This window comes from Rhodobacter viridis (genome assembly GCF_003217355.1).
Taxonomy (GTDB): Bacteria; Pseudomonadota; Alphaproteobacteria; order Rhodobacterales; family Rhodobacteraceae; genus Rhodobacter; species Rhodobacter viridis.
Genome location: NZ_QJTK01000003.1, coordinates 92564 through 118811, shown reverse-complemented (window position 1 = coordinate 118811; position 26248 = coordinate 92564). Strand labels below are relative to the sequence as shown.

Genomic DNA, 26248 nt, shown 5'->3' with positions numbered 1-26248 from the left:
GCGTCAGCTTGATGGCACACGATCCCGTGATCGGGGATCCGGCAGTGCTTTCGGGGCGATGACAAACGCCGGAAACCCCTATCTCGTGCGTAAGGAACACAGGACTGCCGCGATGGCGTCGATTGGACCGGGACCGATGCGAAAGAAAAACCTGATTGCCCTTTCCCTCGTGGTGCTGCTGGCGGCGGCAGGGGGCACGGCCTGGAAGCTTGGCTCGGCCGAGGAACCGCAGGCGCCTTCGACCGCCACGGTGACGCGCGCGGATCTGTCGAAAACGGTTCTGGCCAGCGGCACGATCGAGGCGGCGCAGCTCGTTTCGGTCGGCGCGCAGGTCTCGGGGCAGTTGCGGACACTGGCCGTGGCGCTGGGCGACCGGGTGCAAAAGGGTGATCTGATCGCCGAGATCGACAGCTCCGATCAGCGCGCCGATGTCGCCCGGGCAGAAGCGGCGCTGAAGCAGTTGCAGGCGCAGATCAAGGCCAAGGAAGCCTCGATCCGGGTGGCGGAACTGTCGCTGACGCGGCAGAAGACGCTGAACTCGAAGGCGCTGAGCTCGGACGAGACCCGCGAGACCGCCGAGGCGACGCTGGATGTCGCCAAGGCCGAGCTCGAGGGGCTTCGGGCGCAGCTCGACGAGGCGCAGGTGACGCTGAGCTCGGCCGAGACGGAACTGGAACGGACGCGGATTGCGGCGCCGATTTCGGGGACGGTGGTGGCGATCGTCTCCGAGGAAGGCACGACGCTGAACGCCAACACCTCCAGCCCGACGATCGTGAAGCTGGCGCAGCTCGACCGGATGGTGGTGAAGGCCGAGATTTCCGAGGCCGATGTGGTGGCGGTGAAACCGGGTCAGGCGGCGGCATTCACCCTGAACTCGTCGCTCACCCAGCCGTTCGAGGCGCGGCTCCGGGCGCTGGAACCCGCGCCCGCCAGCATCGAGACCTCGGACACGATCGATACCGACGAGGCGATCTATTACAACGCGCTTCTGGACGTGGATAACCCCGAGGGCATCCTGCGCATCGGCATGTCGGCCGAGGTGACGATCACCCTTGATGCGCGCAAGAACGTGCTGACGGTGCCGGTGACGACGATCCCGCGCGTCGCGGGCGGCAAGGCCGAGGTGGAGGTCTACGATCCCGCGACCGGGCGCAGCGAGACGCGCAAGATCGGCGTTGGCATGATGACCGACACGCTGGCCGAGGTGACCGGGTTGAACGAGGGGGACGAGGTCGTGCTGCCCTCGATCTCGGCGGCGAATTCCGACACGGGCCGCCGCAATCGGCCGCCGATGATGGGGTTCTGAGATGGGCGCGCGCGGCGAGCCGATCATCCGCCTGCGCGGCATCGGCAAGGATTACGTGATCGGCGACGAGGCGGTCTCGGTGCTCAAGGGCATCGATCTGGATATCTGGCGCGGCGATTACGTCGCCATCGTCGGCGCCTCGGGCTCGGGCAAGTCGACGCTGATGAACCTGATCGGCTGTCTCGACCATCCGACCCGCGGGACTTACGCCTACGACGGGCAGGACGTGAGCGGGCTCGACGGTGACGCGCTCGCCAAGCTCCGGCGCGAGCATTTCGGCTTCATCTTCCAGCGCTATCAACTGCTGGGCTCGCTTTCGGCCCTCGGCAACGTGGAAATCCCGGCGATCTATGCCGGCACCGAGGGCGAGCGCCGCGCCACCCGGGCCGAGGCGCTGCTGACCCGGCTCGGCCTTGGCAACCGGCTGCACAATCGCCCCTCGCAGCTGTCGGGCGGGCAGCAGCAGCGGGTCTCGGTCGCGCGCGCGCTGATGAACGGTGGCGAGGTGATCCTCGCCGACGAGCCCACCGGCGCGCTCGACAGCGTGTCGGGCACGGAACTGCTGCATCTTTTCGACGACCTGCATGCGCGCGGCCATACGATCGTGGTGATCACCCACGATCCAGATGTCGCGGCCCGCGCCAGTCGGATCATCCAGATCCGTGACGGCGCGATCCTGTCGGACAGCCGCCCCGGCCCGCCCGAGACCCCGACCGCGGCCCTTGAGCGCCCCGAGACCGCCCGCGGCGGCAGCGCCGCCTTCGCCGGGCGCATCGTCGAGGCCGCGCGGATGGCGGTGCGGGCCTTGGCCGCGCACCGGCTGCGCAGCTTCCTGACCATGCTCGGCATCATCATCGGCATCGCCTCGGTCGTCTCGGTGGTGGCGCTTGGCAAGGGCAGCCAGGAAAAGGTGCTCTCGGGCATTTCCGCGCTTGGCACCAACACCATCACCATCCGCCCCGGCACCGGCTTTGGCGACCGCATGGCCAGCCGCATCCGCACGCTGGTCGTGGCCGATGCGGTGGCCTTGGCGGCGCAACCCTTTGCCGCCTCGGTCTCGCCCGAGATCAGCACGCAAAAATCCGCCACCTTGGGCGCGACCACCACCTCGGTCTCGCTGCGCGGGGTTTCGGCGGGCTATTTCGACGTCGGCGGTCTGACCCTGCGCGAGGGCATGCTGATCGATCAGGCGATGATCGACGCCCGCGCCCAGGTCGCCGTGCTCGATGCCGAGGCATATAAAGCCTTCTTCCCGCAAGGCGGCCCGGTGCTGGGCAAAACGATCCTGATCGGCAAGGTGCCATTGCGCATCATCGGCCGGGTCGAGGCGACAAGCTCCGGTTTCGGGCCGACGCAGGTGCGCGTCTTCACCCCCTTCAGCACGGCGGCGGTTCGGATCACCGGCTCGAACACGATCAACTCGATCGCGGTGAAAGTGGCCGATACCGCGACGATGGCCGATGCCGAGGGACAGATTTCGGCGCTGATCCAGCAACGCCACGGCAAGAAGGATTTCTTCCTGCAAAACGCCGACACGATCCGCAACACGATCACCCAGACGACGCAGACGATGACGATCCTTGTCGCCGCCATCGCACTGATTTCCCTCGTGGTCGGCGGCATCGGGGTGATGAACATCATGCTGGTTTCGGTCACCGAACGCACGGCGGAAATCGGCGTGCGGGTCGCGGTCGGCGCAAGGCGGTCCGATATCGTCGCGCAATTCCTGATCGAGGCGGTGCTGATCTGCCTTCTGGGCGGGCTGCTGGGCGTTGCCCTTGCACTGGTAGCAGGCTCGACCTTCAACGCCTTCCAGACCGCGATGAAACTCTCATTCTCGGCCCCGGTGGCGGCGCTGGCGTTCCTCTGCTCCTCGCTGATCGGGGTCAGCTTCGGCTTCCTGCCCGCCCGCGCGGCAGCCCGGCTCGACCCTGTCGAGGCGCTCGCAAGGGACTGAGAAGACGCGGCGAATTGGCCCGGCCCCGGAATCGCTCTGGCGAAGGGCGGGATCTTTGCGCAGGATGGATGACGTGGCGGCAGGTGCCGCTGCGCCGGGGACGGCCGCCCCTCACCCGCCGTTCCGCAAAGGCTGTCTCTCAGTCAAGGAAGACGTCATGGAAACCGATCGCGAGGCACATATCGCCTTTCTGGAGACGGTCCACCCCTACGACACCCTGCCGCGCGAGGAACTCGAAACCGTTGCCGCCGCCTTTCGCCGGATGGAGTTCCGCCCGGGCTCGCTGATCTATGTCTATCAGACCCCGATCGGCGGGCTCTATCTGGTGAAACAGGGTGCCGTGGAAATCACCGATGGCAATGGCGGGCTGGTCTCGCTGCTGGGTCCGCGCAATTCGTTCGGCGAACGCGGCATCCTGCGCGACGGGCTGGCTGCGACGCAGGCGAAGGCCAGCGAGCAGACGATCTGTCTGGTGCTGCCCACGCCGACCTTCAAGCGGCTGATCGAGACCTATCCGGCGTTCGAGCGGTTTTTCAACAGGAAGCGCGGCGAGAAGGTCTCGACCGATATCGCGACGCAGAAGGTGGCCGATCTGGTGGCGCGCAAGCCGCTCGCCTGCACGCCCGAGACGACGGTTCTGGACGCCGCGCGGATGATGCGCGATGCGCATGTGTCTTCGCTGGGCGTCGTCGAGCCGGGCGAGAAACTGCTCGGCATCGTCACGCAGCGTGATCTGTCGAACAAGATCCTCGCCGAGGCGCAGCCGCTCGATCTTCCGGTGGCGCGGGTGATGACATCGAACCCGGTCAGCCTGCCGCCCACGGCGCTGGGGTCCGACATCCTGCATATCATGCTCGAGCGCCGCATCGGCCATCTGCCGATCACCGAGAACGGCAAGTTTGTCGGCATGATCACGCAAACCGACCTGACGCGGTTTCAGGCCGTGTCCTCGGCGATGCTGATCCGCGACGTGGTCTCGGCCGAGACGCTGGCCGAGATGACCGCGGTGACCGCGCGCATCCCGCAGTTGCTGGTGCAGCTCATCGGCAGCCATCACGGCCCCGATGTGGTGACGCGGCTGATCACCGACATTGCCGATGCGGTGACGCGGCGGCTGCTGGTGATGGCGGAACGCACGCTGGGGGCGCCGCCGGTGCCCTATCTGTGGCTCGCCTGCGGCTCGCAGGGGCGGCAGGAGCAAAGCAGCGTCTCCGATCAGGACAACTGCCTGATCCTTGATGATCGCGCGACGACCGCGGACATGGACTATTTCCGCGCCTTGGCGAAGATCGTCTGCGACGGGCTGCATGCCTGCGGCTATGCGCATTGCCCGGGCGAGATGATGGCGACCAATCCGCGCTGGTGTCAGCCGCTGCGGGTCTGGCGCGACTATTTCGCGGGCTGGATTTCGCGACCCGATCCCGAGGCGCAGATGCTGGCCTCGGTCATGTTCGACCTGCGCCCGATCGGCGGCGGCGGCATCGCGATGTTCGAGGATCTGCGCGCCGAAACCCTGGCGATGGCGGCGCAGAATTCGGTCTTTGTCATGCACATGACCGCGGCTGCGCTGAAGCATGCGCCGCCGCTCGGGCTCATTCGCAGCTTCGCCACGATCCGCTCGGGCGAGCACAGGAACCACATCGACATGAAGATGAACGGGGTGGTGCCGGTGGTGGACCTTGCCCGGATCTATGCGCTGCAGGGGCGGCTGGTGCCTTCGAACACCCGCGCCCGGCTGAAGGCGGCCGAGGAAGCCGGGGTGGTCTCGGCCGCTGGCGCGCGCGATCTGATCGAGGCCTATGACCTGATCGCGACGATGCGGCTGGAAAATCAGGCGCTCTTGATCAAATCCGGGCGGCCGGCGGACAATTTCCTCGCCCCCTCGGACCTGAGCGATCTGGAACGCTCGCACCTGCGCGATGCTTTCGTGGTGGTGCGCACGATGCAATCCGCGATCGGCCACGGCCGCGCGGCGGTCAGCTGAGGGGGCAGCTGAGGGCGGGGGCCCTCAGCGTTTCTTCATCGCATCCAGCAGCGCCGCGCCAAAGCCGCCGGTCGCCTGGCTGGTCTTCGGGCTGGCCGACATCGGCTGTTTGCCCTTCGGCCCTTTTGGCGCCTCGGGGCCACGGGCGGCGCGGTCCTCGCGGGCCGAGGTGCCCCCATCCTTGCGCATGGTGAGCGCGATGCGCTTGCGCGGAACATCGACCTCGGTCACCCGCACCTTCACCACATCGCCCGCCTTCACCACCTCATGCGGGTCTTTGACGAAGCGGTCGGCGAGTTGGGAGATATGCACCAGCCCATCCTGATGCACGCCGATATCGACAAAGGCGCCAAAGGCCGCGACGTTGGTCACCGTGCCTTCGAGCTGCATCCCGGGTTTCAGGTCCTTGATGTCCTCGACCCCCTCGGCGAAAGTCGCGGTGACGAAGGACGGCCGCGGGTCGCGCCCGGGTTTTTCCAGCTCCGCCAGAATGTCCCGCACGGTCGGCAGGCCGAATTTCTCGGTCACGAACTCCTGCGGGCGCAGCTTCGAAAGCGCCCCCGTGTCGCCCATCAGCGCGCGAATGTCCCGCCCGCAGGCCTTCACGATGGCGCGGGCGACATCATAGGCCTCGGGGTGGACCGACGAGGCATCCAGTGGCTCGGTCCCCGCGGTGATGCGCAGGAAGCCCGCGCATTGTTCGAAAGCCCGCGGCCCAAGGCGGCTGACCTTGAGGAGTTCCTTGCGGCTCTTGAAGGCGCCATTCGCATCGCGATGCGCCACGATCGCCTCGGCCAACCCCGGCCCGAGGCCCGAGATATGGGCGAGCAGCGGCGCCGAGGCGGTGTTCAGATCGACGCCGACCGCGTTCACCGCGTCTTCGACGACACCTTCCAGCGCCCGGCCCAGCTTCGACTGATCGACGTCATGCTGATATTGCCCGACGCCGATCGACTTCGGCTCGATCTTCACGAGTTCCGCCAAGGGGTCCTGCAGCCGCCGCGCAATCGAGACCGCGCCCCGCAAGGACACGTCGAGATCGGGGAATTCCTTCGCCGCGAGTTCCGAGGCCGAATAGACCGAGGCCCCGGCCTCGGACACGACAACCTTGGTCGGCGCCTTCACCGAAGCGGGCAGAAGCTTCAGCGTTTCCGCCACCAGCCGCTCGGATTCGCGGCTGGCCGTGCCGTTGCCGATGGCAATCAGATCGACTTTATGCGCCGTGATCAGCCGGATCAGCGTCGCCTGCGTGCCGCGCAGATCGGATTTCGGCGGGAAGGGATAGACCGTCTCGGTCGCCAGCACCTTGCCCGTCGCATCGACGACCGCGATCTTGCAGCCGGTGCGGATGCCCGGGTCCAGCCCCAGCGTCGCCTTGGCGCCCGCGGGCGCGGCCAACAGCAGATCCTTGAGGTTGCGCGAAAAGACCTTGATCGCCTCGTCCTGCGCGCGGCCGCGCATTTCGGACAGCAGATCGAGCATCATCGACAGGCTCAGCTTCACCCGCCAGGTCCAGCCCGCGACAGAGCGCAACCAGACATCCCCCGGCGCCTGGGTCTTCGCCTCAAGCGCCGCCGCCACCATCGCCTCGGCCCGGGCGACGCCGTCTTCGTCGGGGGCAATGTCGAGCGTCAGCACGCCTTCATTCGAGCCGCGCAGCATGGCGAGCGCCCGGTGCGAGGGCACATCGGCCCAGCGTTCGCGGTGATCGAAATAATCGGAAAACTTCGCGCCCTTCTCGGCCTGACCGTCCACCAGCTTCGCAGTGATGTAGGCCTCGCGCGCCAGAAACTCGCGCAGGCTGCCCAGAAGCGCCGCGTTTTCGACAAGCCCTTCGGCGACGATTTCCCGCGCGCCGGTCAGCGCATCCTTCACCGTCGCGACGGCTTCAGAAAGGTAGCCCTCGGCCAGCTTTTCCGGCACCGCCTTGCGATCGGCCAGAATCGCCTCGACCAGCGGGCCAAGGCCGTTTTCACGCGCGATCATCGCCTTCGTGCGACGCTTCGGCTTGTAGGGCAGATACAGGTCTTCCAGTTCCGCCTTGGTCTCGGCCCGGGCGAGCGACAGCGCCAGCTCGTCGGTCATCTTGCCCTGTTCGGTGATCGAGGCGACAATCGCCGCCCGCCGCGCCTCGCGTTCGCGCAGATAATCGAGCCGTTCCGCCAGCTTGCGCAGCTGCGTATCATCCAGCCCGCCGGTCACTTCCTTGCGGTAGCGCGCGACAAAGGGCACGGTCGCGCCTTCGTCCAGCAGCCCCACCGCGGCGGTGACCTGGGCGGGGGTGGCGGCGATTTCCTCGGCAATGGTGCGGGCAATGCGGGTGGCGGTGTCCATGGGGTCCTCCGTTCGACCGGAAGGGTGATGTAGCCGCGCCGCCGTCACGGGGCAAGTCTTGACACTTCCGCCCGGCCGCGTCCCATTGCACCAAAGGAGTCCGACATGACCGAATTTTGCCCCAGCCTCGAAGAGCGCCTGTGCCGTTACGCCGCCGTCGATACGCAAAGCGACGAGGAAAGCCCGTCGTCCCCCTCGACCGCGATTCAGCTGAACCTGGCCCGGATGCTGGCCGAGGAACTGACCCGGATCGGCGCCGCCGAGGTGACAGTGACCGACTATGGCGCCGTTCTGGCCACGGTGCCCGCGACGGCGGAAGGCCCGGTGATCGGGATGCTCGCCCATATGGACACCGCCCCCGCCTATCATGCGGAAGGCGTGAAACCGCGGGTCATTCGCGGCTACAATGGCGGCGAGATCACCTATCCGGATGCGCCCGGTCTGGTGAATTCGCCCGCTGCCAACCCTTATCTGGGCGAGAAGGTCGGGCATGATCTGATCACCGCTTCGGGGCTGACGCTTCTGGGTGCCGATGACAAGGCGGGCGTCGCGATCCTGATGACGATGGCCGAGCATCTGATCGCCAACCCGCAGATCCCGCATGGCAAGCTGCGCATCGCCTTCACCCCCGACGAGGAGATCGGCCGCGGCGTCGATGCCCGGCTGCCTGCGGACTTGGGCGCCGATTTCGCCTATACGCTCGATGGCGGCGCTGTGGGCGAGATCGAATATGAAAGCTTCTCTGCCGATGGCGCCAAGGTGAAGGTGAAGGGCGTGTCCACCCACCCCGGCACCGCCAAGGGCAAGATGGTGAACGCGCTGCATCTGGCGGCGAAGATCATCGAGATGCTGCCGCAGGCGACGCAAACCCCCGAGGTGGTCGACGGCCGCGAGGGCTTCTGGCACATCACCAACATGGCGGGCACGGCGGCCGAGGTGGAGTTTTCGATCATCCTGCGCGATTTCGAACTCGACGGATTGGCCGCCCGCGGGGCGCTTTTGCAGCAAGTCTGCGCCGCTGTCGCCGCCACCGAACCGCGGGCCGAGATCACCTGCACGATCCGCCCGCAGTATCGCAACATGCGCTATTGGCTGGAAAAGGACATGACCCCGGTCGATCTGGCTCGGGACGCCTGCCGCGCCGAGGGCATCGAACCGCTGTCCGTGCCAATCCGCGGTGGCACCGATGGCTCGCGGCTGACCGAAATGGGCGTGCCCTGCCCGAATATCTTCACCGGCATGCAGGACATCCACGGGCCTTTGGAATGGGTCTCGGTGCAGGACATGGAGAAGGCGACGCAGGTCTGCCTGCGGCTGGTGCAGATGGCGGCCAAGGCGGTGTGACAGCCTGCCGCAGCCTCGACATCACGGATTTTTCCACGGCCGCGACGGAAGTTGCGGCCGTTCGCGTTTGAAATCTGAAACCTCCCAAGGCACCCGGGGCAGGCTCCGGTCCCACAGAAAGACAGTCAGATGAACGATCTTTTCAACAAATACGCCACGCCCTTCATCACCGGGCTGTTCCTGATCTCGCTTGTTTCGGGCGTCGCCCTTTTCTTCCATGTCGGGCAGGCGACCTTCCGCGAGATGCATGAAATCCTGTCGATGGTGCTGATCCTGCCCTTCGTGCTGCACGTCTGGAAGAACTGGCGCTCGGTGACGAATTACGTGAAACGCGCGCCAATGTGGATCGCGCTGGTCGTGTCGCTGGTGATCTCGATCCCCTTCGCGATCCCCTCGGGCGAGGGCCGCTCGGGCCCGCCGCAATTCGCGCTGGCGATGCAGGTGATGAACGCGAAGATCGCCGATGTGGCGCCGGTCTTTGGCACCGATGGCGCGACGCTGGCCGCGAAATTGACCGAGGCCGGGCTGACAGTGACCGGGCCGGAGGAAACGCTGGCCGCTGTCGGCACCGCCTCGGCGCAATCGACCGAAGCCGTGGCCGAGGCGCTCTTGACCGCGACCGCCCCTGCCGCCGCGCAATAACGCGGTTCGACCCTGCGTCAGGGGCCCTTCGGGGCCCCTGACGCATCAGGAAAGCCAAAGCCGGATCAGCGCCGCCTCGGGCGTTTCCTTGCCGCCATTCTCGACCCCCGCGGCCCAGAGGCCCGCCCCCGCCGCATAGGCGCCGGGCGCCAGCCCGCCCGCCTCGCATTGGCTGACCGCGCGCAGCCGCTTGCCCGCCGCCACGGCGCCGCGCAGGGCCTCGAGGATCGCGGGATCGTTCATCACCGTCCCCGCGCCAAAGACCCGCAGCACCGCGCCATCGAGCGCCGCGAGCATCGCCGCCAGCGCCGCCCCCGGCAAACCGGGGGACAGCGTCAGCACCGCCAACCGCCGCGCCGGATCGAAGCGGCGGGTTTTCGGCGCGGGCGCGTGATCCTGCGGCTGGCTGCGAAAGGCATCGCGGGCATGGCTGTCGTGCTTCACCAGCCCCGCCGCCGCCATCAGCCGCCCGTCGAAGGCCAAATCGACCCCCATCCCGGGTGCATGCGCGGCCGCGAGCGCCAGATCGAGATTGCGCTCGGCATCGCCCCCCTGCCCGAGCGGCAGCATCGAGCCGCACAGAATCACCCGACGCTCGGTCCCGGCCAGCGCCTGCGCCAGCGCCGCCCCGGTGAAGGCCATCGTGTCGGTGCCATGCATCACCAGCGCAGGCACGCCGGGATGGGCATCAAGCGCGTCGAGAATCGCGTTCCAGTCGGCGGGACCGATATCGGCACTGTCGCGCAGCGGCCGAAAGACATGGGTGTGCAGAACGGCGCCAACGGGCAGACGCTCGGCCAGCGCCGCCTCGACCAGACCGGGCTTCGGCGCCAGACCCAGCGGCCCCGGGGCCATGCCGATCGTGCCGCCGGTATGGATCAGAAGAAGGGTCATCGCTCTCTCCCAAAGCCGCGCCTGATCTGCGCCATAGGGCGAAGGGCCCGGCCGGGCAATAAAAAACACGCCCGAAGGCGTGGCTTTCACAGTCGAAGAGGAAGTGGCGGACCCGGAGCAAATGAGACAAGCGAACGCAAATAACAGCTTCCATTGTCAAACCCGCCCGCAACCCGTCACTGGTTTCAAAGGCTTTTTTCTGGTGCTGTCAAACCGCCTGCGAGGCTCCAACCACGGAGCCAACTATGGGCATTCAATCTGCACCAGACGTTTTCGGGGATCTCTGGGGACCGCCTGAAAAGGAAGAAGCCGCTGCGGCTCGCACCCGCAACGGCTCCAAAAACTCCAAGGAAATAATCCCTTTCAAGAAAGATACACCGACCTTGCCCGCATCGCAAGCGGGGGTTTCGGTGCTTGATCTGGCCCTTCCCGTGACGTTCTTCCCCGATGTGAAGGCTTCGAGCCTGCGCCGCGAGCGGTTGACCCTGCGCGAGTTGGAAGGGAGGATCAAAGCCGCCAAGGCAGAGCGCAAGGACGGCTTGCCGCTCTTGAAGCTGGCGCGCTTCGGTGATCGGGCCAAACCCTCGAAAGACGGCAAGCCGGGGTTCTGCCTGCGCTGGGATGATAACCTGCAATCCGTCTCTGGCATCGAAGGCGATTATGACGCCGGGGAAGTGCCGATGGAACGCGCCGCCGATATGCTGCGCGCGGCGGGGGTTGCGGCGCTCTTCTACACCTCGACGCACCACGCGCCCGACGCCCCCCGCTGGCGCGTTATTTGTCCCCTGCAACGCGAAGTCACACGGCAAGAGCGCGAAGCCCTTTGCGCCCGGCTCAATGGTGCCTTGGGTGGCACCCTGAGCGAAGAGTCCTTCAAGCCCTCGCAGTCTTATTACTTCGGCGAAGCCGCGATGCGCGATGCAAAGAAAGGCGGCGGCAAGGCTCACCCGTTGCAGACGTTGCTTGTTGACGGTGCGGCCCTCGACACGGTGCCCAACCTGCGCCCGATCTATGCCCGCCCAAAAGCGGATGACGTGTTCGGCGATCTGATGGGCGGCACCGAACGGAAGGGGCAAGGCAAGTGCGGGAAGCCTTGGGCCACCGTGGTTTCGGCGCTGATGGCGATTCCCAATGACGGTGCCCCGAACTGGCCGCGCTTTTGCGAAATCGTCATGGCCGTGCATGAGGAGTCGAACGGCTCGCCCGAAGGGTTCGAAGCTCTGGTGAAATGGGCAGCGCAGAATCCCAGCTTCAGCTTGCGGGAATGCCAGACGATCTGGCGCAGCCTGCGCGCGGGGCAAGCGGGGAACATTGGCGGCGGGCTCTTGTTCAAGCAGGCCAGCGAACACGGTTGGAGTGAGCCGATTCCCGACGACGAGTTCGAGGACCTGGGCGACGAGCCGGAAGCACAAGCCCCGAAGACCGACACGCCCGCGCGCCTGTCCTTTCTTTCGCCCGCCGATTGCGAAGCTGCGCCAGCGCGCAGCTACCTGATCAAAGGGCTGATCGCTGAACGCGATGTGGGGTGCATCGTCGGGGCGCCGGGCGCGGGGAAATCCTTGCTGGCCCCCTTCCTTGCCTATGCCGTTGCACAGGGGCGAAACGCCTTCGGGATGCGCTGCAAGGCTGGAAAGGCATTTTACGTTGCGGCGGAAGACCCTCACGGGATGCGCGGGCGAGTGAAAGCGTTGCGCATGGCGCACGGTGACGCGTCGGGCTTCGTCCTTGTGGAAGGCGTCTCGGATCTTCTGGCAAAGGACTCGCCCGATCTGGTGGCGTTGAAGCGCGCCGTGAAAGATCAACGCCCGCAACTCGTGATCATCGATACGCTGGCGATGGCTTTTCCCGGCCTCGAAGAGAACAGCGCGGAAGCTATGGGGCGCGTCGTGTCGGTCGCCCGATCGCTCACCAAATGGGGCGCCGCCGTGGTGCTGGTGCATCACGATACGAAGGACGGGCAGCAAGGACTCCCGCGCGGGCATTCTATCCTGAATGGCGCGCTTGATGTGGCGCTGCATGTGAAGCGAGAGGAGGCGGGCGTGATCCGCGGCAAACTCACCAAAAACCGCAATGGCACCTGCGAGCGCGATATTGCGTTCCGCATTGCGACCGAAGACGGCGGCAAGGACGAAGACGGCGATGCAATCACCTTGCCGCGCTGCGCGGAACTGGCGAACGGTGAAGCCGCGCCGCAGGTTCGTCTTAACCGAAGCGAAAAAGCTGTCATGGCGCATTTTCATGAAATCGCGAAAGACGGTTGTGACGTTGAAGAGCGCGCCTTGCGGCAAGCCTGCATCGAAGGGCGTCAGGTTTCTTCCGCAGATAATCCCGACAGTCGCAGGCGCACATTGGACAATGCGTTGCGAGGGTTGCTTGACAAAGGGGCTCTGGACTATCGCGGCGGGTGCTACGCGCTGCCCGATCCTGACAGCTTCGACGATTTGAGCGACTTCGACGACCTGTCGGAAAATCCGGAAAAAGGCGGAAAGTTTCCGGAAATTTCCGGGCGGCAAAGCGGCGGGAACTCGGAAAATCCGGAAAACCCCCTTTAGGGGTTTCCGAATTTCCGAACCGATGCAGCAACCAAGGAATAAGCAGATGAAGACAGAAGTAATGAACAAGCGAACCGCCGCGCCGCCGCTTATCGCGGTTGTGAGATCGAAGGCGGTTGTGAGATCGCGGCTTTGGGTCCTTCCCCCGGCACGTGCCACGCGGGGCACCCTGAGCCGCGAGTCTTCGCACTTCCCAAATTTTTTTCGGAACAGGGAATCCTGAAAATGCGGTTGAGAGATGAAGACATCTTTGGCGACCTGATGGGTGAAAATATCCAGCCCTGCCCGCACAGCGTCAGCCCGAAATCGGTTAAAGCTGCGGCAAGCGGGTCGGCGCAAAACGCAACTCACGCCCCGCAGAGCGCGCAGGGAGCCCAGAGTCCGGCTTTGCCTGACCCTGCAGCCCTGCCGAAAGAGTCGCCTGCCAGCGGCGCTGAATCCGGCTTCTCCACGCTGCCCGCGCAAATGGACGAACGCGAGCTTGCCGCCCTCACGCGGTTGTCGCTCTCGCAGGTTAGAACCAAAGCCCGAGAAGGAATCTTTCTGCGCAGCGCCCGTGCCCGCTATGATGTGGCCGAAAGTGTCGGGCGGTATATCGAGCACCTGCGCAAGATCGCCGCCAATCGCGATGCGCCCTCGAACGATCTGAAAGCCGAAAAGCTACGGCTGGCGCGCGAGCAAGCCGACAAGCTGGCAATCGCCAATGCCGCCGCACGGGGCGAGCTTGTCGAAGCCGATGCCGTGACCCGCGAATGGGCTTCGATCCTGCGCGATCTGCGCAACGCTTTGCTGGCCGTTCCTTCGCGCTGCGGCGCGGCGCTGCCCCACCTCACCGCAACCGACATTGCCACGCTGGAACGCGAGATCCGCACCGCCTTGGAGGGCCTTGCCCATGACCATTGAAGCCATTCGCCGCAAAGCCCTGCAATCGCTTTTGCCGCCGCCGAACGTCCCGCTGGCAGATTGGATCGAGTCGAGCGTCCACATTCCAGCAAGTGCCAGCGCATTGCCGGGCCTGATGCACCTCTGGCCGTTTCAACGCGGCTGGTGCGAAGCCCTCGAATCCCCGGAAATCGAGCGCGTCACGATTCTAAAAGGCGCGCGAATCGGTTACACGCAATGGCTTTCTGCAACGCTCGCGCATTTCGTCGCCAATGCCCCCGCCCCGATCATCGCATTGCAACCAACCGCCGACGATGCGCGCGACTTCAGCGTTGAGCTTGAATCGCTTTTCGAGGCATCCCCCACCCTGCGCGGGCTTCTGTCCGACGATGCGGACGAATCCGGGCGCAGCACCATGCTTGCCCGCCGCTTTCCGGGTGGCAGCCTAAAATTCCTTGCGGCGAAATCGCCCCGCAACCTGCGCCGACACACAACCCGGTTTCTCGCGATGGACGAAACCGACGGTTACGAGGTTTCGCAAGAGGGCGACCCGATCAAGCTGGCCGAAATGCGCACCATGACCTTTCGAGACCGCAAGATTCTGGCCGGATCGACGCCAATCTTTGATTTCGGCCCGATCACACGCCTATATGCCGAGTCCGATCGCCGCATTTACGAATGCCTATGCCCGGAGTGCGGCGGCTTCTCAGAAATTGAGTGGGCACAGATCACATGGCCGGAAGGCCAGCTCGACAAGGCGGCTTGGGCCTGCCCGCAATGCGGTTGCCTGATCGACGAACGGTTCAAGCCACAGATGGTCGCGCAAGGCCGCTGGCGGGTGACAGCGCCAGAGGTTACGGGCCATGCCGGGTTTCGGATCAACTGCCTTGTCAGCCCGCACCACAACGCGCGCTGGGGGAAACTGGCAGCCGAGTTCCTTTCGGCCAAACGTGCGCCCGAAACGCTGCAGGTGTTCACCAACACCATTCTGGGTCAGGCTTGGAAGTCCGAAGGCGAGGATCTGGACGAGCACGAGCTATTCGCGCGGCGCGAGCCCTTCCACCTCGACAGCCTGCCGCCCGACGTGCTTTGGATCACGGCGGGCGTCGATTGCCAGGACGATCGGCTTGAAGTTGTGCTGGCTGGGCACACCGATTCCGATTGGCTGGTGCTCGATCATCGAGTCTTCTGGGGGCCGATCGACGGCGAAAGCGTCTGGCAGGACCTCGACTCGCTGCTGAAGGAAAGCTGGCAGCACCCGAACGGCGGCACGATCCGCATTGACGCTTGCGCCGTCGACTCCTCGGACGGCGGGCACCTGCAACACGTCATGGCATATTGCAAACCCCGCTTCGGGCGCCGTGTCGTGCCGATCAAGGGCGTTCCGGGCTTCTCGCGCCCGGTCTTCCAGCGTTCGGGAACCAAGGGGCAACACCTTTGGCTTGTGGGAGTCGACGCCGCGAAATCCGCTCTGTTTGCGCGGCTCGCAAGAACGCAGGGGATTCGGTTCGGAGAAGCCCTGCAACCGATCTATTTCGAGCAACTGACCTCGGAGCGGCGCGTTGTGCGTTATGTTCGCGGCAAGCCCGAAGCCCGGTTCGAGCGTATCAAAGGCAAGCGCGCCGAAACGCTCGACGCCACCGTTTACGCGCTCGCCGTGCGACAGATCATCGGGCAACGTGAAGACCTGCGGGCGGCAGAGCTTGCAAGTGCAGCGGCGCCCCGAAAGGCGCCGACCGTGGTTAAATCAAAGTGGTTGGGTGGGTAATTTATCTGACATTAGCGCGCACGACAGCAAGAGCAATTTGACGCAAAAACTCATTCGTGTAATTTTCATATGGGGGTCGATAAAATGCATCACCGATCATGTCAAGAAGTCGTCCAGAAAGGCTAACCTCATCATCAGTGGTCAAACGGACATGCCGTATGAACTCTTCGAAATCCATTCGAGCTTGCGTTTCCCCAAGCAATCTATCTGCTGCATTGCTATAGTCTGATTCGTCCATTTCCCTCCACACGCCTTCAATTTTCTCAATTATTAAGCAATAACTATTAGACTAAAGCCAATCACCGATATTAACGGGCGGATCGTCAAAGGGCCCTTCGTGAGTGGAACTATTGAAATAATACACCTTTCCACCCTCTTCCCCAACCTTGCGGCAGAGATAATTTCCTCTTTCCTGTTCCACGACCACATATTCGTGTCCATCGACTCGATAGGTTATTTTCGGCTCGATCATTCGGCACCTATTGACGGCTTATTGCTCACAGTGAATATAAATAAGTCCTGTTGATTATCTCACAGATCGGGCCAGTTGCCAAGCGAGTCGATTCTGAACTCATCCCTCTCGCCAAGCAAGGCTTCCGTGGCAGCCAGCCCGATAACCTCGCAGACAGACAGCCAGTAGCGTTCGTCCTCTGATACTTGGTATCGGAACCATTTGTGCAGGCTGCGCCAGCCGCGCGCCCATTCGGCCAGCTTGCGGCCCTCAAGGCCGGGCGGCGGTGGGGGCAAGCGGCGCGTGTTCCATCTAAAATGCGGTTCGATGATGATTTCTGTCGGCACGCGATGACTCCTAAAACAAAAGCCCCGGCAGCGGTGGAGGACGCAGCCGGGGCTTCCCCCAATCGGGGCGGGGCCTGTCTTCCCCGTGTTCTTTGATCGGGGCGATTGCTCGCCCCCAACGATGACAAGTGAACTTTGGTGACTGGAAGGTAGCACCTGCGTCAAACGGAAGCAAGTTCTTCTTGCGTCCTCTCGACGCAGGTGCTACCTTCCAGTCATTCGAAATCATCACCCTGGGACAACCTTCGATGACCGACCACACCGCCACATTGCGCCAGATCACGGATGCCATCGCCACCCTCCGAGGGAAGGACGACGAAGAACGCGACCGGCTCTATTCCCGAGCGCGCACCATGCGCGACCGTGGGTTGATCCTTACCGCCTCTCATCGTTCGCAAGGCCGAGAAATCCAGTATTCCGCCGCGGACATCGCTGCGGCAGTTGTTGCCATTACGATTAGCCTTAATGGCGGCTCCACCGGGCAGATTGAGGCGATCAACCGAGACTTGCGGGACATTGGGATTGGATTCAGTAAAACTCAAGGCTATCCGGCGTTTGAAGCACACCTCAATGCCATTATGGCGGGGGAAGGCGTATTTATCCGCTTCGACATTCTTTCCCACCCTTGGGAACAGACCTGCGCAAAAATGGGTAAATGGGTTGATCTGAATATCAACCCGCAGTTCGCCACTTTCGACGCGGAAAACAACCTGTTTGTTATCACTCAGACAAACTTGTTCCCCGTCACGACCCTTGTGCAGCCGATCTTCTCGGCCCTCTTCGGGCAGGAGTGAACGCTTTGCGCTGGCCTCGTCTCTTCACCCGCGAAAAGCCCGTTGCACCCGCCCTTCGGATGCTCGAAGGGGCTTCGGGCAAACGCTGGAATAACACGCCCGCCTTCGGCACGACCGGGGCGGAGGTGCTGGCAGGGGCTTCGCAGGTTCGGGGCCGCGCGCGTCACTTGCGCTTCAACGATCCGACTGCCGGGAATGCTGCTGAGATCCTTAAAACCGCGCTGGTGGGCTATGGCGTCACCGCGGCCAGCACGAGCGAAGACGAGGCCAGCCGTGCCGCCTGTGATGCCGCCTTTGCCGATTGGGCGGCGCGCGTCGATTTCGCGGCGCTTCTGACCGAAGTTGCCGATGCGCTTGTGACGGATGGCGAAGCCCTGCTGGTCATGCGAGCCAACGAAGACGGTACATTGCGGTTGCAGCATGTTCCCGCCGAACAGTTGGACGAGTCCTATAGCGTAGAACTGCATGACGGGCGCTATATTGCGGCAGGGATCGAATATTCCGCCGAAGACGAGCCTGTTGCTTACCACTTCCGCCCCAGCCGTCCGACCGATGCCTTTACCGGGTTTCGCGCGCCCGTCCGCGTGGAAGCTGCAGACCTTATTCACCTCTTCCGCCGCCTTGGCGCGGGGCAGACTCGCGGTTTGTCGTGGTTCGCGCCCGTGATCCTGCCGCTGAACGAGCTTTGTCAGCTCATTGACGCGCTGCAGGTGAATGCGAAGATTCAGTCTATGCTCTGCGGCTTCGTCATTGACCAAAACGGCACGGGCGGCGCTGCGCCGTTCGACAGCAACGACCCGCTGGACGTGAGCCTTGAGCCGGGCGTGATGCGCTTCCTGCCTGCGGGCTATGACGTGCGGTTCTCGACACCGCAGCAGATGGCGCAGGCCGTTGAACTGGTGGCTGTCAGCTTGCGGCAGATCGCGGCGGGGCTGCAAATCCCCGAGTTCCTGCTTTCTGGCGACATGCGGGGTGTGAACTATTCGAGCGCCCGAACCGCACTGGTGCAGTTCCGCGCCCGTATCGAAGCCATTCAGCACACGCTTCTTGTCCCCGCTCTCAACCGGATCTGGGCGCGCTGGCAAGCCCTCGAAACCCTTCGGGGCGCAACCGAAACAACCTGCGGGGCCGAGTGGCATTTTCCGAAGCCGCAATGGGTGGACCCGGAGTCTGACGCCAAGGCAACGCGGGAAATGCTTAATATGGGGCTCATCAGCCGCCGCATGGCCGTTGCGCAGCTTGGTTATGACGTTGCCGCGATCGACGCCGATATTGCGGCCGATCGGGCGCGCGAGTCCGCTCTGGGGCTCAACCTTACTCAACATTCAGTTGAACAAAAGGGCATCAAAGCATGAACATTCGACTCACCGGAAACCCTGCGCGGGCTTCCAAGATCACCCCGAACCCCCGCCTTGCCCCCGCTGATGCCACGTCCGGGGACTTTCTGACCCGCACTGCGCCGCGTGTCGGTGACATGGAAGAGGATCGCACCTTTCGCGCCGTGATCGCCACCAACACGCCCGTCACCCGCAAGGACTCCAAAGGGCCGTTTCTCGAAGTGCTTGACCCCGCAGGGCTGCAATTCGACGCCGCAACCGATCTGCCGCTTCTGACCGATCACCGGGCCAGCGCGCGGGAAACTGTCGGGCGCGCTTTCGGAATCGCCGTCGATGGCAGCGCCGTGACGGCATCGCTGCGGCTGGGCATGGCAACCGACATTGAACCGCTTTTCGAGCGCGTGCGGGATGGCGTGCTGCGCCATGTGAGCGCGGGCTATCAGGTTCTCGAATGGGCCGAGTCCTTCGACCCCGACACGCGGCAACGCACCAAGACCGCAACAAGGTGGCGGCTTCTCGAAGTCAGCCTGACTCCCATCCCCGCCGATCATCGCGCCATTATTCAAAGGAGAAGCGCAACGATGCCCCTCGATACCGAAACCCGGCCCGATTTCGTGGAAGCGATCCGCTCCGCGTGCGGCCTTACCGAAGAATGGGCCGAAGGCATGGCCGCAACCGATCTGGATGAAGACGCCATTCGCGCCGCTGCGCGCGAAGAGTTGCTGAAGCGCCAGGCCCCGCGAATCCGTGTCACCCGTTCGCACGACGACCCGGCGCAAGTGCAGACCCGCGCCGCCGATGCGCTGGCATTCCGCATGGCCGGGGGCGAACTGCCCGCCGCCGCGCGTGAGTTTGTCGGCATGTCGCTTCTTGATCACGCGCGGGAAGCCCTTGCGCGGGCTGGCGTGTCGGTGCGCGGCATGACGCAAGATGAAATCCTGCAACGTAGCGCGATGGGGACGAGTGATTTCCCCTCTCTCGTCTCGAATGCCATGAACAAGGTTGCGGCGCAGGCATATCAAGCCGCGGAGTCGCCGCTGAAGGCGCTCGCGCGGCAACGGGTGCTTCCGAACTTCAAAGAGTCGACGGCCATTCGTCTTGGCGAGATGGGGCGACTTGAAGAAATGACCGAACACGGCGAGTTCAAGCACACGAGCCGCGCCGAAGCGGGCGAAAGCATGAGCCTGAAGACCTTCGGGCGGGCGATCAATGTTTCGCGGAAGCTGTTGATCGACGACGATCTGGGGCTCTTGGGGGACATGACCGCCGCAATGGGGCAAGCCGCCGCCCAGACGGAAGCCGAAGAACTGGTGAAGTTGCTTACCGGCAATCCGAAACTGAGCGATGCCAAAGCGGTCTTCCATGCCACGCGGGGCAACCTCGTGACGGGTTCGAATACGGACCTTCGCGACATTGACGCCGCGATTTCCGCTCTTCTTGCGGCGCGGCAGGCCATGCGCACCGTCAAAGGGCTGGACGGCAAGACCATTCTGGCCGTGAAGCCGAAATACCTTGTTGTGGGGCCGGAACTTGAAGCGGGTGCGGAACGCGCGCTTACGGCGATCTATGCCGCGACTTCGGGCGACGTGAACCCGATGGCCGGGAAGCTCGAAATTGTTGTCGAACCGCGCATCACCGGACTCGGCTGGTATGTGCTGGCCGATCCGGCTTCGGTGCCTTCGCTCCAATACGGTTATCTTGCCAGCGCGCAGGGTGTGCAGATCCAGCGCCAAGAGGCTTGGGACACGCTGGGACTCAAATACCGTGCTTGGCTCGACTTCGGTTGCGGTTGGCTCGATTGGCGCGGCGCCTATCACGGCACGGGAGCTTGATCGTGGCGACCGTCGAAACCCTCCGCGAATATCGCGACAAACTGCAGGAAGCCCGGTTTTCGGGCCTCCGCACCCTGCGCGACCAAAACGGCGAGGAAATCACTTACCGCTCGCAAGGCGAGATCGAACGGGCAATCGCCGCGCTCGACTCGGAAATCGCGCGGCTTCAACGCGGGCGGCTGGCGCTTGTCCGACTTCAAACCTCGAAAGGACTCTAAGATGAAATCCTTCATGCAAGCAGGCTCGAACCTGACAATTCCCGCCCCCGCCGCTGTCTCGTCTGATGAAGTGGTGATCGCGGGTAATATCGTCGGCATTGCGGCGGGTGGCGCGGGTGCGGGCGATCTGGTGGACGTAGTGGTTACGGGCGTCTTTGATCTGCCGAAAGTCGCGGCCAATGCCTTCACGCTGGGCGCTGTCGTGTATTGGAACGCAACGTCGAAGCTCGCCACCTCCACGGCCAGCGGCAACACGAAACTGGGCGTTGCTGTCGAAGCCGCCCCCGCCGACACGGCATCCGTGCGCGTGCGTCTGTCGGGGTTCTGAGGCTCGCCCGCAGATGCAGACTCAAGCCCGCCCCTCTTCCCCGATTGCCCCGCCGACTCGGCGCGGGCTGTCGCGTGTCGAGGCGGCGGGCTACATCGGTGTAAGCCCCACAACCTTTGACAAGCTGGTTGCCGCTGGCGAAATGCCCAGCCCCAAGCGCATCGGAACCCGGCGAATCTGGGACTGTCGCGCTTTGGACTTGGCGTTTGACGCCCTTCCGGGTGAAGATTCAGCCCCCGAAACGAACGATTGGGACTGAAACATGAAACAACTTCGAAAACCTCCCAAATACTGCCAAGGCTTCGAGGACCGACACGGCAAGGTGCGCTGGTATTACCGCCGCCCCGGCTTTCCGCGTCTCGCCTTGCCCGGCCTGCCGTGGTCGCCCGAGTTCATGGCAGCCTATGAAAAGGCGTCGGTCGGCGAACGTGTCGAAATAGGCAAGGACCGCAGCAAACCGGGCACCGTCTCTGCACTGGTGGCGAGCTACTATCGCACCTCAGACTTCAAGGGCCTGAGCGACTCCACGAAGGCCACCTATCGCGGGATCATCGAACGCTTCCGCGCCGAACATGGTGACAAGCGCGTTGCGCACATGGAAAGGCGGCATGTGCAGAGCATCGTTGCCGCCAAAACCGAGACGCCATCGGCTGCCAATAATATGCTGCGCATGATTCACCTTCTGATGCGACATGCGGTGGAACTTGGCTGGCGGGGCGACGATCCGACTCGCGATGTGCGCAAGGCCAAAGAAAAAACGGGCGGCTTCCTGACCTGGGAAGAAGAGCATATCGAAGCCTTCATCGCGCAGCACAAACCCGGCACCCGCGCGCATCTTGCCTTGTCGCTCTTGCTATATACGGGCCAGCGGCGTTCGGACGTGGTGAGGATGGGGCGGCAGCATGTCCGCAACGGGGTTCTGTCGATCGTCCAACAGAAGACCGGGCAGGACGTGCATATCCCCTTGCACCCTGAGCTTAAGGCGACCCTCGATCGACTGCCGCTCAATAACCTTGCCTTCCTTGTGACGGCGCAAGGGAAGCCCTTCACCCCGGCGGGCTTCACCAACTGGTTTCGCGCGATGGTGCGGGAAGCTAAACTGCCTGACAGTCTTTCACCCCACGGGCTGCGGAAGGCGACGTGCCGCCGTCTTGCGGAAGCAGGCTGCACCGCCCACGAGATCATGGCTATCTCTGGTCACAAGTCGCTGGCCGAAGTGACACGCTACACTGTCGCGGCCAGCCGAAAAAACCTCGCAGAGCGGGCAATTCTCGCTCTCGACAAGAACACAAGCGCAACTGAAACTGTCAAACTCGGCTGACAAGTTTGACAAACCGCCTCGCAAGCGGCTGACAAATCAGAAAGTTTTTGAGGAAGTGGCGGACCCGGAGCGATTCGAACGCCCGACCCTCAGATTCGTAGTCTGATGCTCTATCCAGCTGAGCTACGGGTCCGTCGTGGGGGGCGATGTAGCCCCGCAGGAAAACCTTTGCAAGCCCGAAAACGAGGAGATCGAAAGATTTCTTTTCGCCCCCGGATTTTGCCCGGATTTCAGGGGCGCCGCTCAGACGGCGGTCTCGTCGCCCGCCAGAAGCAGCGGACGCGGCAGATGCAGGCGGAATTCGGTGCCGGTCTCGTCGGTGCGCAACAGGTCGAGCCGCCCGCCGTGACCGCGCACGAGTTCGGCCGAAATCGCCAAGCCAAGCCCGGTGCCGCCCTTCTTCACCCCGCCCGAGAACGGCTGGAACAGCCGCTCGCGCGCTTTCAGGGGCAGGCCCGGCCCGGTGTCCTGCACGCGGATCCACCAACCCTCGGGCTCGTCGCCCGCGCCGATCTCGATCGTGCCGGGCTTGCCCGTCGCCTCGATCGCCTGCCGCGCATTGCGGGCGAGGTTCGACAGAACCCGGTAAAGCTGCTCGCGGTCGGCATGGATTTCAAAGCCGGGCTGCACGTCGGACAGGAATTCGACTTCGGCGGTCAGGCCCTCTTCGCCCTCGATCACCTCGGTCACCAGACCGGCCAGATCGAAGGGTTCGAGCTTCGGCGGCGGCTCCTCGGCGCGGCCAAAGGCGAGCGTCGTCTCGCACAGATTGATCGCGCGGCCGATCGAGCCCATCAGCTTCGGCGCCGCCCGCTGCACCGCCGGATCGTCCGATCCCTCCATCCGGTCGGCGAAAAGCTGCGCCGTGGTCAGGATGTTGCGCAGATCGTGGCTGATCTTCGCCACCGCCTGACCAAGCTGCGCCAGCCGCTCCTTTTGCCGCAACGCCGCCGTCAGCTGATGCTGCATCGAGGCCAGCGCATCCTCGGCCACCCGCAGCTCCTCGATCCGGGCCTCGGGCCGGATGATCGTGCGGGCATCCTCGGGCGCGGCGGCATAGGCGGCCATATGCGCGACGACGCGCTTGATCGGCACCACCATCAGGCGTCGCACAAGGAAGAACAGCAAGAACGCCGTCACCACCGAGACCACCGCCGAGAGCGACAGAAGCCGCAGACCCGATTCGATCATCGCGAGCCGCATCGGCTGGGTGGCCAGCGTCACCTCGATCACCAGACCGCCCTTTTGCACCGGATCGCCGATGACCCGGATCACGTGATTCTCGGGATCGGCCAGAACCGCCAGCGCATCGCGGACGAGATTGAGAAAGGGTTCCTCGCGCAGGTCATAGGTGGCCGAGATCGGCTGCGGGATCGGCGAGGACAGCACCAGTTGGCGCACCGCATCGCGGCGCAGAACGACGTTGTAAACCCCGGCATTGTCGAGCAGTTCCTGCTCGAGGTCGGGTTCGATCATCGTATCGGTGGTCAGAAGCGCCAGCGAGGCGATCTGGGCGCGCTCGAGCCGGGTCTGCAGATAATCTTCGCGGAAGTTGGCAAGGCCCGGCAACAGGATCAGCACTTCAGCCAACACGACGAAGACCGTCGTGAGCACAAGAAACCGCCCGGAAAGCGTGTTGACCTTCATCCTGTCCCGATCGGCGTCGATCCGCCCGGGGGTCCTTTCACCCCCTCCTCATGTCTTCAGCATTTTTATGGAATACCAAAGCCTTTTGCACCTACATAGGGGGCTGTTGGCGGTAGCGGAAGGGCGCAAACGCCGCGCCGGGGGTGGATGCGCAAAAAACCCGCACGGGTGAATTGACTTGTGCAAAGGATGCCCCTAAAGACCGGGCTTCAATTGCAGGGCGGCCGAATCCGGCAGGAATCCAGCTGCCCCCCCGACAAGACAACCGGAGTATCCGCGATGAAACGCACTTTCCAGCCGTCGAACCTCGTTCGCGCCCGCCGTCACGGCTTCCGCGCCCGCATGGCGACCAAAGGCGGCCGCAAGGTCCTCAATGCTCGTCGCGCCCGCGGCCGCAAGGTTCTGTCGGCGTAAGGCTGACGGCCAGACCGCATGACACCGCCGGAGGCTCCCGCGACTGGCCCAGAGGGTCGGGACCCGGGAACTGCCCCGGCGGTTTCCGTTTGTCCGGCGCCCGGCGTCGCCAAACCTGTCATCACGGTCCTGCGCAAACGCGCCGATTTCCTGCGCGCCGCCTCGGCGCAGCGGATGAGCGCGCCCGGCTTTCTGGTGCAGGCGCGCAAGCGCGGCGACAGTGACGGCGCGCCCGCCGACGTGATCCGCGTCGGTTTCACCTGTTCGAAGAAACTCGGCAATGCCGTCGCGCGCAATCGCGCGAAGCGGCGGCTGCGCGAAGTGGCGCGGCTGGGCCTGCCGAGCCTTGGCCTGCCGGGCTGGGACTATGTCCTTGTCGGCCGCCCAGAGGCCACCGCCGCCCGTGACTTCGCGGCCCTTCAGGCCGATCTTGCCCGCGCCATCGCCGACCTCCACGCCGGGCGCAGCCTGAAGCCCCGCCCGCTGGGCGAGGTGCCGAAGGGGCGGAGACGGGGCAAATGAGCCCGCTCGCCTTTGTCGTCTCGCTGCCCGTGCGTGCCTATCGGCTGCTGCTTTCGCCTTGGGTCGGCCATGGCTGCCGCTATCAGCCCACCTGTTCGGCCTATGCGATGGACGCGCTGGAACGCCACGGGGCCTTCAAGGGCACCTGGCTTGCGGCGAAACGGGTTCTGTCCTGCCATCCGTGGGGCGGGCATGGCTACGACCCGGTGCCGGGCGCCGATCCGGCCTTCGATGCGACGCGGCACAAGGATCACGACCATGTTTGACGATGACGACACCGGCCTGCCGCCGCTTCTGGCGGGGGCGCCGTCCTCGACCGAGTTCAAGAAGCTGCGCAAGCGCATCCTGCGCGAGACCCGCGAGGCAATCGAGACCTATGGCATGATCCAGCCCGGCGATCGCTGGCTGGTGTGTCTTTCGGGCGGCAAGGACAGCTACACGCTGCTGGCCGCGCTGATCGAGCTGAAATGGCGCGGCCTCCTGCCGGTCGAGCTGCTCGCCTGCAACCTCGATCAGGGCCAGCCGGGCTTTCCGGCCACCGTCCTGCCCGAGTTCCTGACCCGGATGCAGGTGCCGCACCGGATCGAGTTTCAGGACACCTATTCGGTGGTCAAGGAAAAGATCCCGGAAGGTCAGACCACCTGCAGCCTGTGTTCGCGACTGCGGCGCGGCAACCTCTATCGCATCGCCCGCGAGGAAGGCTGCTCGGCCGTCGTGCTCGGCCACCACCGCGACGACATCCTTGAAACCTTCTTCATGAACCTCTTTCACGGTGGACGGCTGGCGACGATGCCGCCGAAACTGCTGAACGAGGAAGGCGATCTGTTCGTCTATCGCCCGCTCGCCTTCGTCGCCGAGGCCGATTGCGAGAAATTCGCCCGTGGCATGGGCTATCCGATCATCCCCTGCAATCTTTGCGGCTCGCAGGAAGGCCTGCAGCGGGTGCAGGTGAAACAGATTCTCGACGGCTGGGAAGCCCGCAGCCCGGGCCGTCGTCAGGTGATGTTCCGCTCCCTGATGAACGTGCGCCCCTCGCATCTGTGCGACCCGGGTATTTTCGATTTCGCCGCACTGATGCGAGCCGAAGCGCCGATTGCGTCGGATTTTATCGAAAACATTCCGAATTTGCGACAAGCTCCTTAACCAATCGCTGACCAAACCTGCCTACGGTCGACCCCGACAGGAGGGGTGCGCCCCTCATGACGGGTTGAGGGCAGAATGGTCAAGGCAACGAAGAAGGGCAAGAAACGCAAGGCAAAACTGCGGGGGCCGATTCTCTTGCGTCGGGAGATGGTCGCTTTCTTGCCGGCGGTCTCGCTGGCCGGCCTGTGGTTCGGGCTCGAAGGCATGACCCTTGTCGGGGCCACCGCTCTG

23 protein-coding genes and 1 tRNA gene are annotated in these 26248 nt (G+C 64.2%); 18 read left to right on the top strand and 6 right to left on the bottom strand.

From position 1 onward, the window contains the following. Window positions 1-136: 136 nt before the first annotated feature. The 3 genes from C8J30_RS06060 to C8J30_RS06050 all read left to right on the top strand — a co-directional run bounded on the left by C8J30_RS06060 (window position 137) and on the right by C8J30_RS06050 (window position 5247). Window positions 137-1306, top strand: a complete 1170-nt coding sequence (locus tag C8J30_RS06060; protein ID WP_181420794.1) for an efflux RND transporter periplasmic adaptor subunit — start codon at window positions 137-139, stop codon at window positions 1304-1306. Window position 1307: 1 nt separating this feature from the next. Beyond that, entirely contained in the window at window positions 1308-3263 is a 1956-nt protein-coding gene (locus C8J30_RS06055; RefSeq protein WP_110804822.1) for a MacB family efflux pump subunit, read from the top strand. Window positions 3264-3420: 157 nt separating this feature from the next. Next, on the top strand, window positions 3421-5247 hold the full coding sequence (locus C8J30_RS06050; RefSeq protein WP_110804821.1) for a DUF294 nucleotidyltransferase-like domain-containing protein: 1827 nt from the start codon (window positions 3421-3423) through the stop codon (window positions 5245-5247). Between the two features lie 24 nt (window positions 5248-5271). Here the strand turns inward: C8J30_RS06050 and C8J30_RS06045 are convergent, their stop codons facing one another. Next, the gene (locus tag C8J30_RS06045) at window positions 5272-7581 is read right to left on the bottom strand and encodes a Tex family protein (RefSeq protein ID WP_110804820.1); all 2310 of its coding nucleotides are present in this window, start codon (window positions 7579-7581) and stop codon (window positions 5272-5274) included. Between the two features lie 105 nt (window positions 7582-7686). On the opposite strand from C8J30_RS06045, the gene pepT reads away from it, so the two are divergent. After that, window positions 7687-8925: a peptidase T gene (gene pepT, locus C8J30_RS06040; RefSeq protein ID WP_110804819.1), complete on the top strand. Its 1239-nt coding sequence runs from the start codon at window positions 7687-7689 to the stop codon at window positions 8923-8925. A 129-nt stretch (window positions 8926-9054) separates the two neighbouring features. Continuing rightward, the gene (locus C8J30_RS06035; RefSeq protein WP_110804818.1) at window positions 9055-9567 is read left to right on the top strand and encodes a DUF4405 domain-containing protein; all 513 of its coding nucleotides are present in this window, start codon (window positions 9055-9057) and stop codon (window positions 9565-9567) included. A gap of 45 nt (window positions 9568-9612) precedes the next feature. On the opposite strand, the gene C8J30_RS06030 is transcribed toward C8J30_RS06035, so the two are convergent. After that, window positions 9613-10461 (bottom strand): asparaginase domain-containing protein, encoded by an 849-nt coding sequence (locus C8J30_RS06030; protein ID WP_110804817.1) that lies wholly within the window; start codon window positions 10459-10461, stop codon window positions 9613-9615. Between the two features lie 245 nt (window positions 10462-10706). Between C8J30_RS06030 and C8J30_RS06025 the strand changes: the two genes are divergently transcribed. From C8J30_RS06025 to C8J30_RS06015, 3 genes are all read left to right on the top strand, one after another. Then, window positions 10707-13013, top strand: a complete 2307-nt coding sequence (locus C8J30_RS06025) for an AAA family ATPase (protein WP_110804816.1) — start codon at window positions 10707-10709, stop codon at window positions 13011-13013. Between the two features lie 132 nt (window positions 13014-13145). After that, window positions 13146-13916, top strand: a complete 771-nt coding sequence (locus C8J30_RS18290; protein WP_146227867.1) for a hypothetical protein — start codon at window positions 13146-13148, stop codon at window positions 13914-13916. Further along, window positions 13906-15663 carry a phage terminase large subunit family protein gene (locus tag C8J30_RS06015; protein ID WP_110804814.1) on the top strand — a complete coding sequence of 586 codons (1758 nt, stop codon included), beginning with the start codon at window positions 13906-13908 and terminating at the stop codon, window positions 15661-15663. Before C8J30_RS18290 ends, C8J30_RS06015 begins: the two co-directional genes overlap by 11 nt. Window position 15664: 1 nt before the next feature. On the opposite strand, the gene C8J30_RS18835 is transcribed toward C8J30_RS06015, so the two are convergent. Together C8J30_RS18835 and C8J30_RS06010 are read right to left on the bottom strand one after the other, a co-directional pair. Continuing rightward, on the bottom strand, window positions 15665-15901 hold the full coding sequence (locus C8J30_RS18835) for a hypothetical protein (RefSeq protein ID WP_220033700.1): 237 nt from the start codon (window positions 15899-15901) through the stop codon (window positions 15665-15667). Window positions 15902-16194: 293 nt separating this feature from the next. Then, window positions 16195-16461, bottom strand: coding sequence for a hypothetical protein (locus C8J30_RS06010; protein WP_110804813.1), 267 nt, complete (start codon window positions 16459-16461; stop codon window positions 16195-16197). Between the two features lie 248 nt (window positions 16462-16709). On the opposite strand from C8J30_RS06010, the gene C8J30_RS06005 reads away from it, so the two are divergent. The 6 genes from C8J30_RS06005 to C8J30_RS05975 all read left to right on the top strand — a co-directional run bounded on the left by C8J30_RS06005 (window position 16710) and on the right by C8J30_RS05975 (window position 22291). After that, window positions 16710-17255: a hypothetical protein gene (locus C8J30_RS06005; RefSeq protein WP_110804812.1), complete on the top strand. Its 546-nt coding sequence runs from the start codon at window positions 16710-16712 to the stop codon at window positions 17253-17255. A gap of 59 nt (window positions 17256-17314) precedes the next feature. Beyond that, window positions 17315-18610, top strand: a complete 1296-nt coding sequence (locus C8J30_RS06000; protein WP_110804811.1) for a phage portal protein — start codon at window positions 17315-17317, stop codon at window positions 18608-18610. Next, window positions 18607-20424 carry a phage major capsid protein gene (locus tag C8J30_RS05995; protein WP_110804810.1) on the top strand — a complete coding sequence of 606 codons (1818 nt, stop codon included), beginning with the start codon at window positions 18607-18609 and terminating at the stop codon, window positions 20422-20424. Before C8J30_RS06000 ends, C8J30_RS05995 begins: the two co-directional genes overlap by 4 nt. A 2-nt stretch (window positions 20425-20426) precedes the next feature. Continuing rightward, window positions 20427-20642, top strand: a complete 216-nt coding sequence (locus tag C8J30_RS05990; protein ID WP_245909714.1) for a phage head-tail joining protein — start codon at window positions 20427-20429, stop codon at window positions 20640-20642. A gap of 1 nt (window position 20643) precedes the next feature. Further along, the gene (locus tag C8J30_RS05985; protein WP_110804809.1) at window positions 20644-20970 is read left to right on the top strand and encodes a DUF2190 family protein; all 327 of its coding nucleotides are present in this window, start codon (window positions 20644-20646) and stop codon (window positions 20968-20970) included. A gap of 262 nt (window positions 20971-21232) precedes the next feature. Then, window positions 21233-22291: a tyrosine-type recombinase/integrase gene (locus tag C8J30_RS05975; protein WP_110804807.1), complete on the top strand. Its 1059-nt coding sequence runs from the start codon at window positions 21233-21235 to the stop codon at window positions 22289-22291. A 56-nt stretch (window positions 22292-22347) separates the two neighbouring features. Here C8J30_RS05975 and C8J30_RS05970 read toward each other — a convergent pair. Together C8J30_RS05970 and C8J30_RS05965 are read right to left on the bottom strand one after the other, a co-directional pair. Continuing rightward, window positions 22348-22424: transfer RNA gene (locus tag C8J30_RS05970), tRNA-Arg, on the bottom strand. Between the two features lie 110 nt (window positions 22425-22534). Then, the gene (locus tag C8J30_RS05965; protein ID WP_110804806.1) at window positions 22535-23938 is read right to left on the bottom strand and encodes a sensor histidine kinase; all 1404 of its coding nucleotides are present in this window, start codon (window positions 23936-23938) and stop codon (window positions 22535-22537) included. 279 nt (window positions 23939-24217) lie between these two features. Here C8J30_RS05965 and rpmH point away from each other — a divergent pair, with 279 nt between their 5' ends. Genes rpmH through ttcA form a run of 4 tightly spaced genes read left to right on the top strand, consistent with a single transcriptional unit; the run spans window position 24218 to window position 26017 of the window. Beyond that, window positions 24218-24352, top strand: a complete 135-nt coding sequence (rpmH, locus tag C8J30_RS05960) for a 50S ribosomal protein L34 (RefSeq protein ID WP_013066095.1) — start codon at window positions 24218-24220, stop codon at window positions 24350-24352. Between the two features lie 18 nt (window positions 24353-24370). Next, window positions 24371-24874 (top strand): ribonuclease P protein component, encoded by a 504-nt coding sequence (gene rnpA / locus C8J30_RS05955; protein WP_110804805.1) that lies wholly within the window; start codon window positions 24371-24373, stop codon window positions 24872-24874. Beyond that, on the top strand, window positions 24871-25140 hold the full coding sequence (gene yidD / locus C8J30_RS05950) for a membrane protein insertion efficiency factor YidD (protein ID WP_110804804.1): 270 nt from the start codon (window positions 24871-24873) through the stop codon (window positions 25138-25140). Before rnpA ends, yidD begins: the two co-directional genes overlap by 4 nt. Next, entirely contained in the window at window positions 25133-26017 is an 885-nt protein-coding gene (ttcA, locus tag C8J30_RS05945) for a tRNA 2-thiocytidine(32) synthetase TtcA (protein WP_110804803.1), read from the top strand. Before yidD ends, ttcA begins: the two co-directional genes overlap by 8 nt. The last annotated feature ends 231 nt before the right edge of the window (window positions 26018-26248 follow it).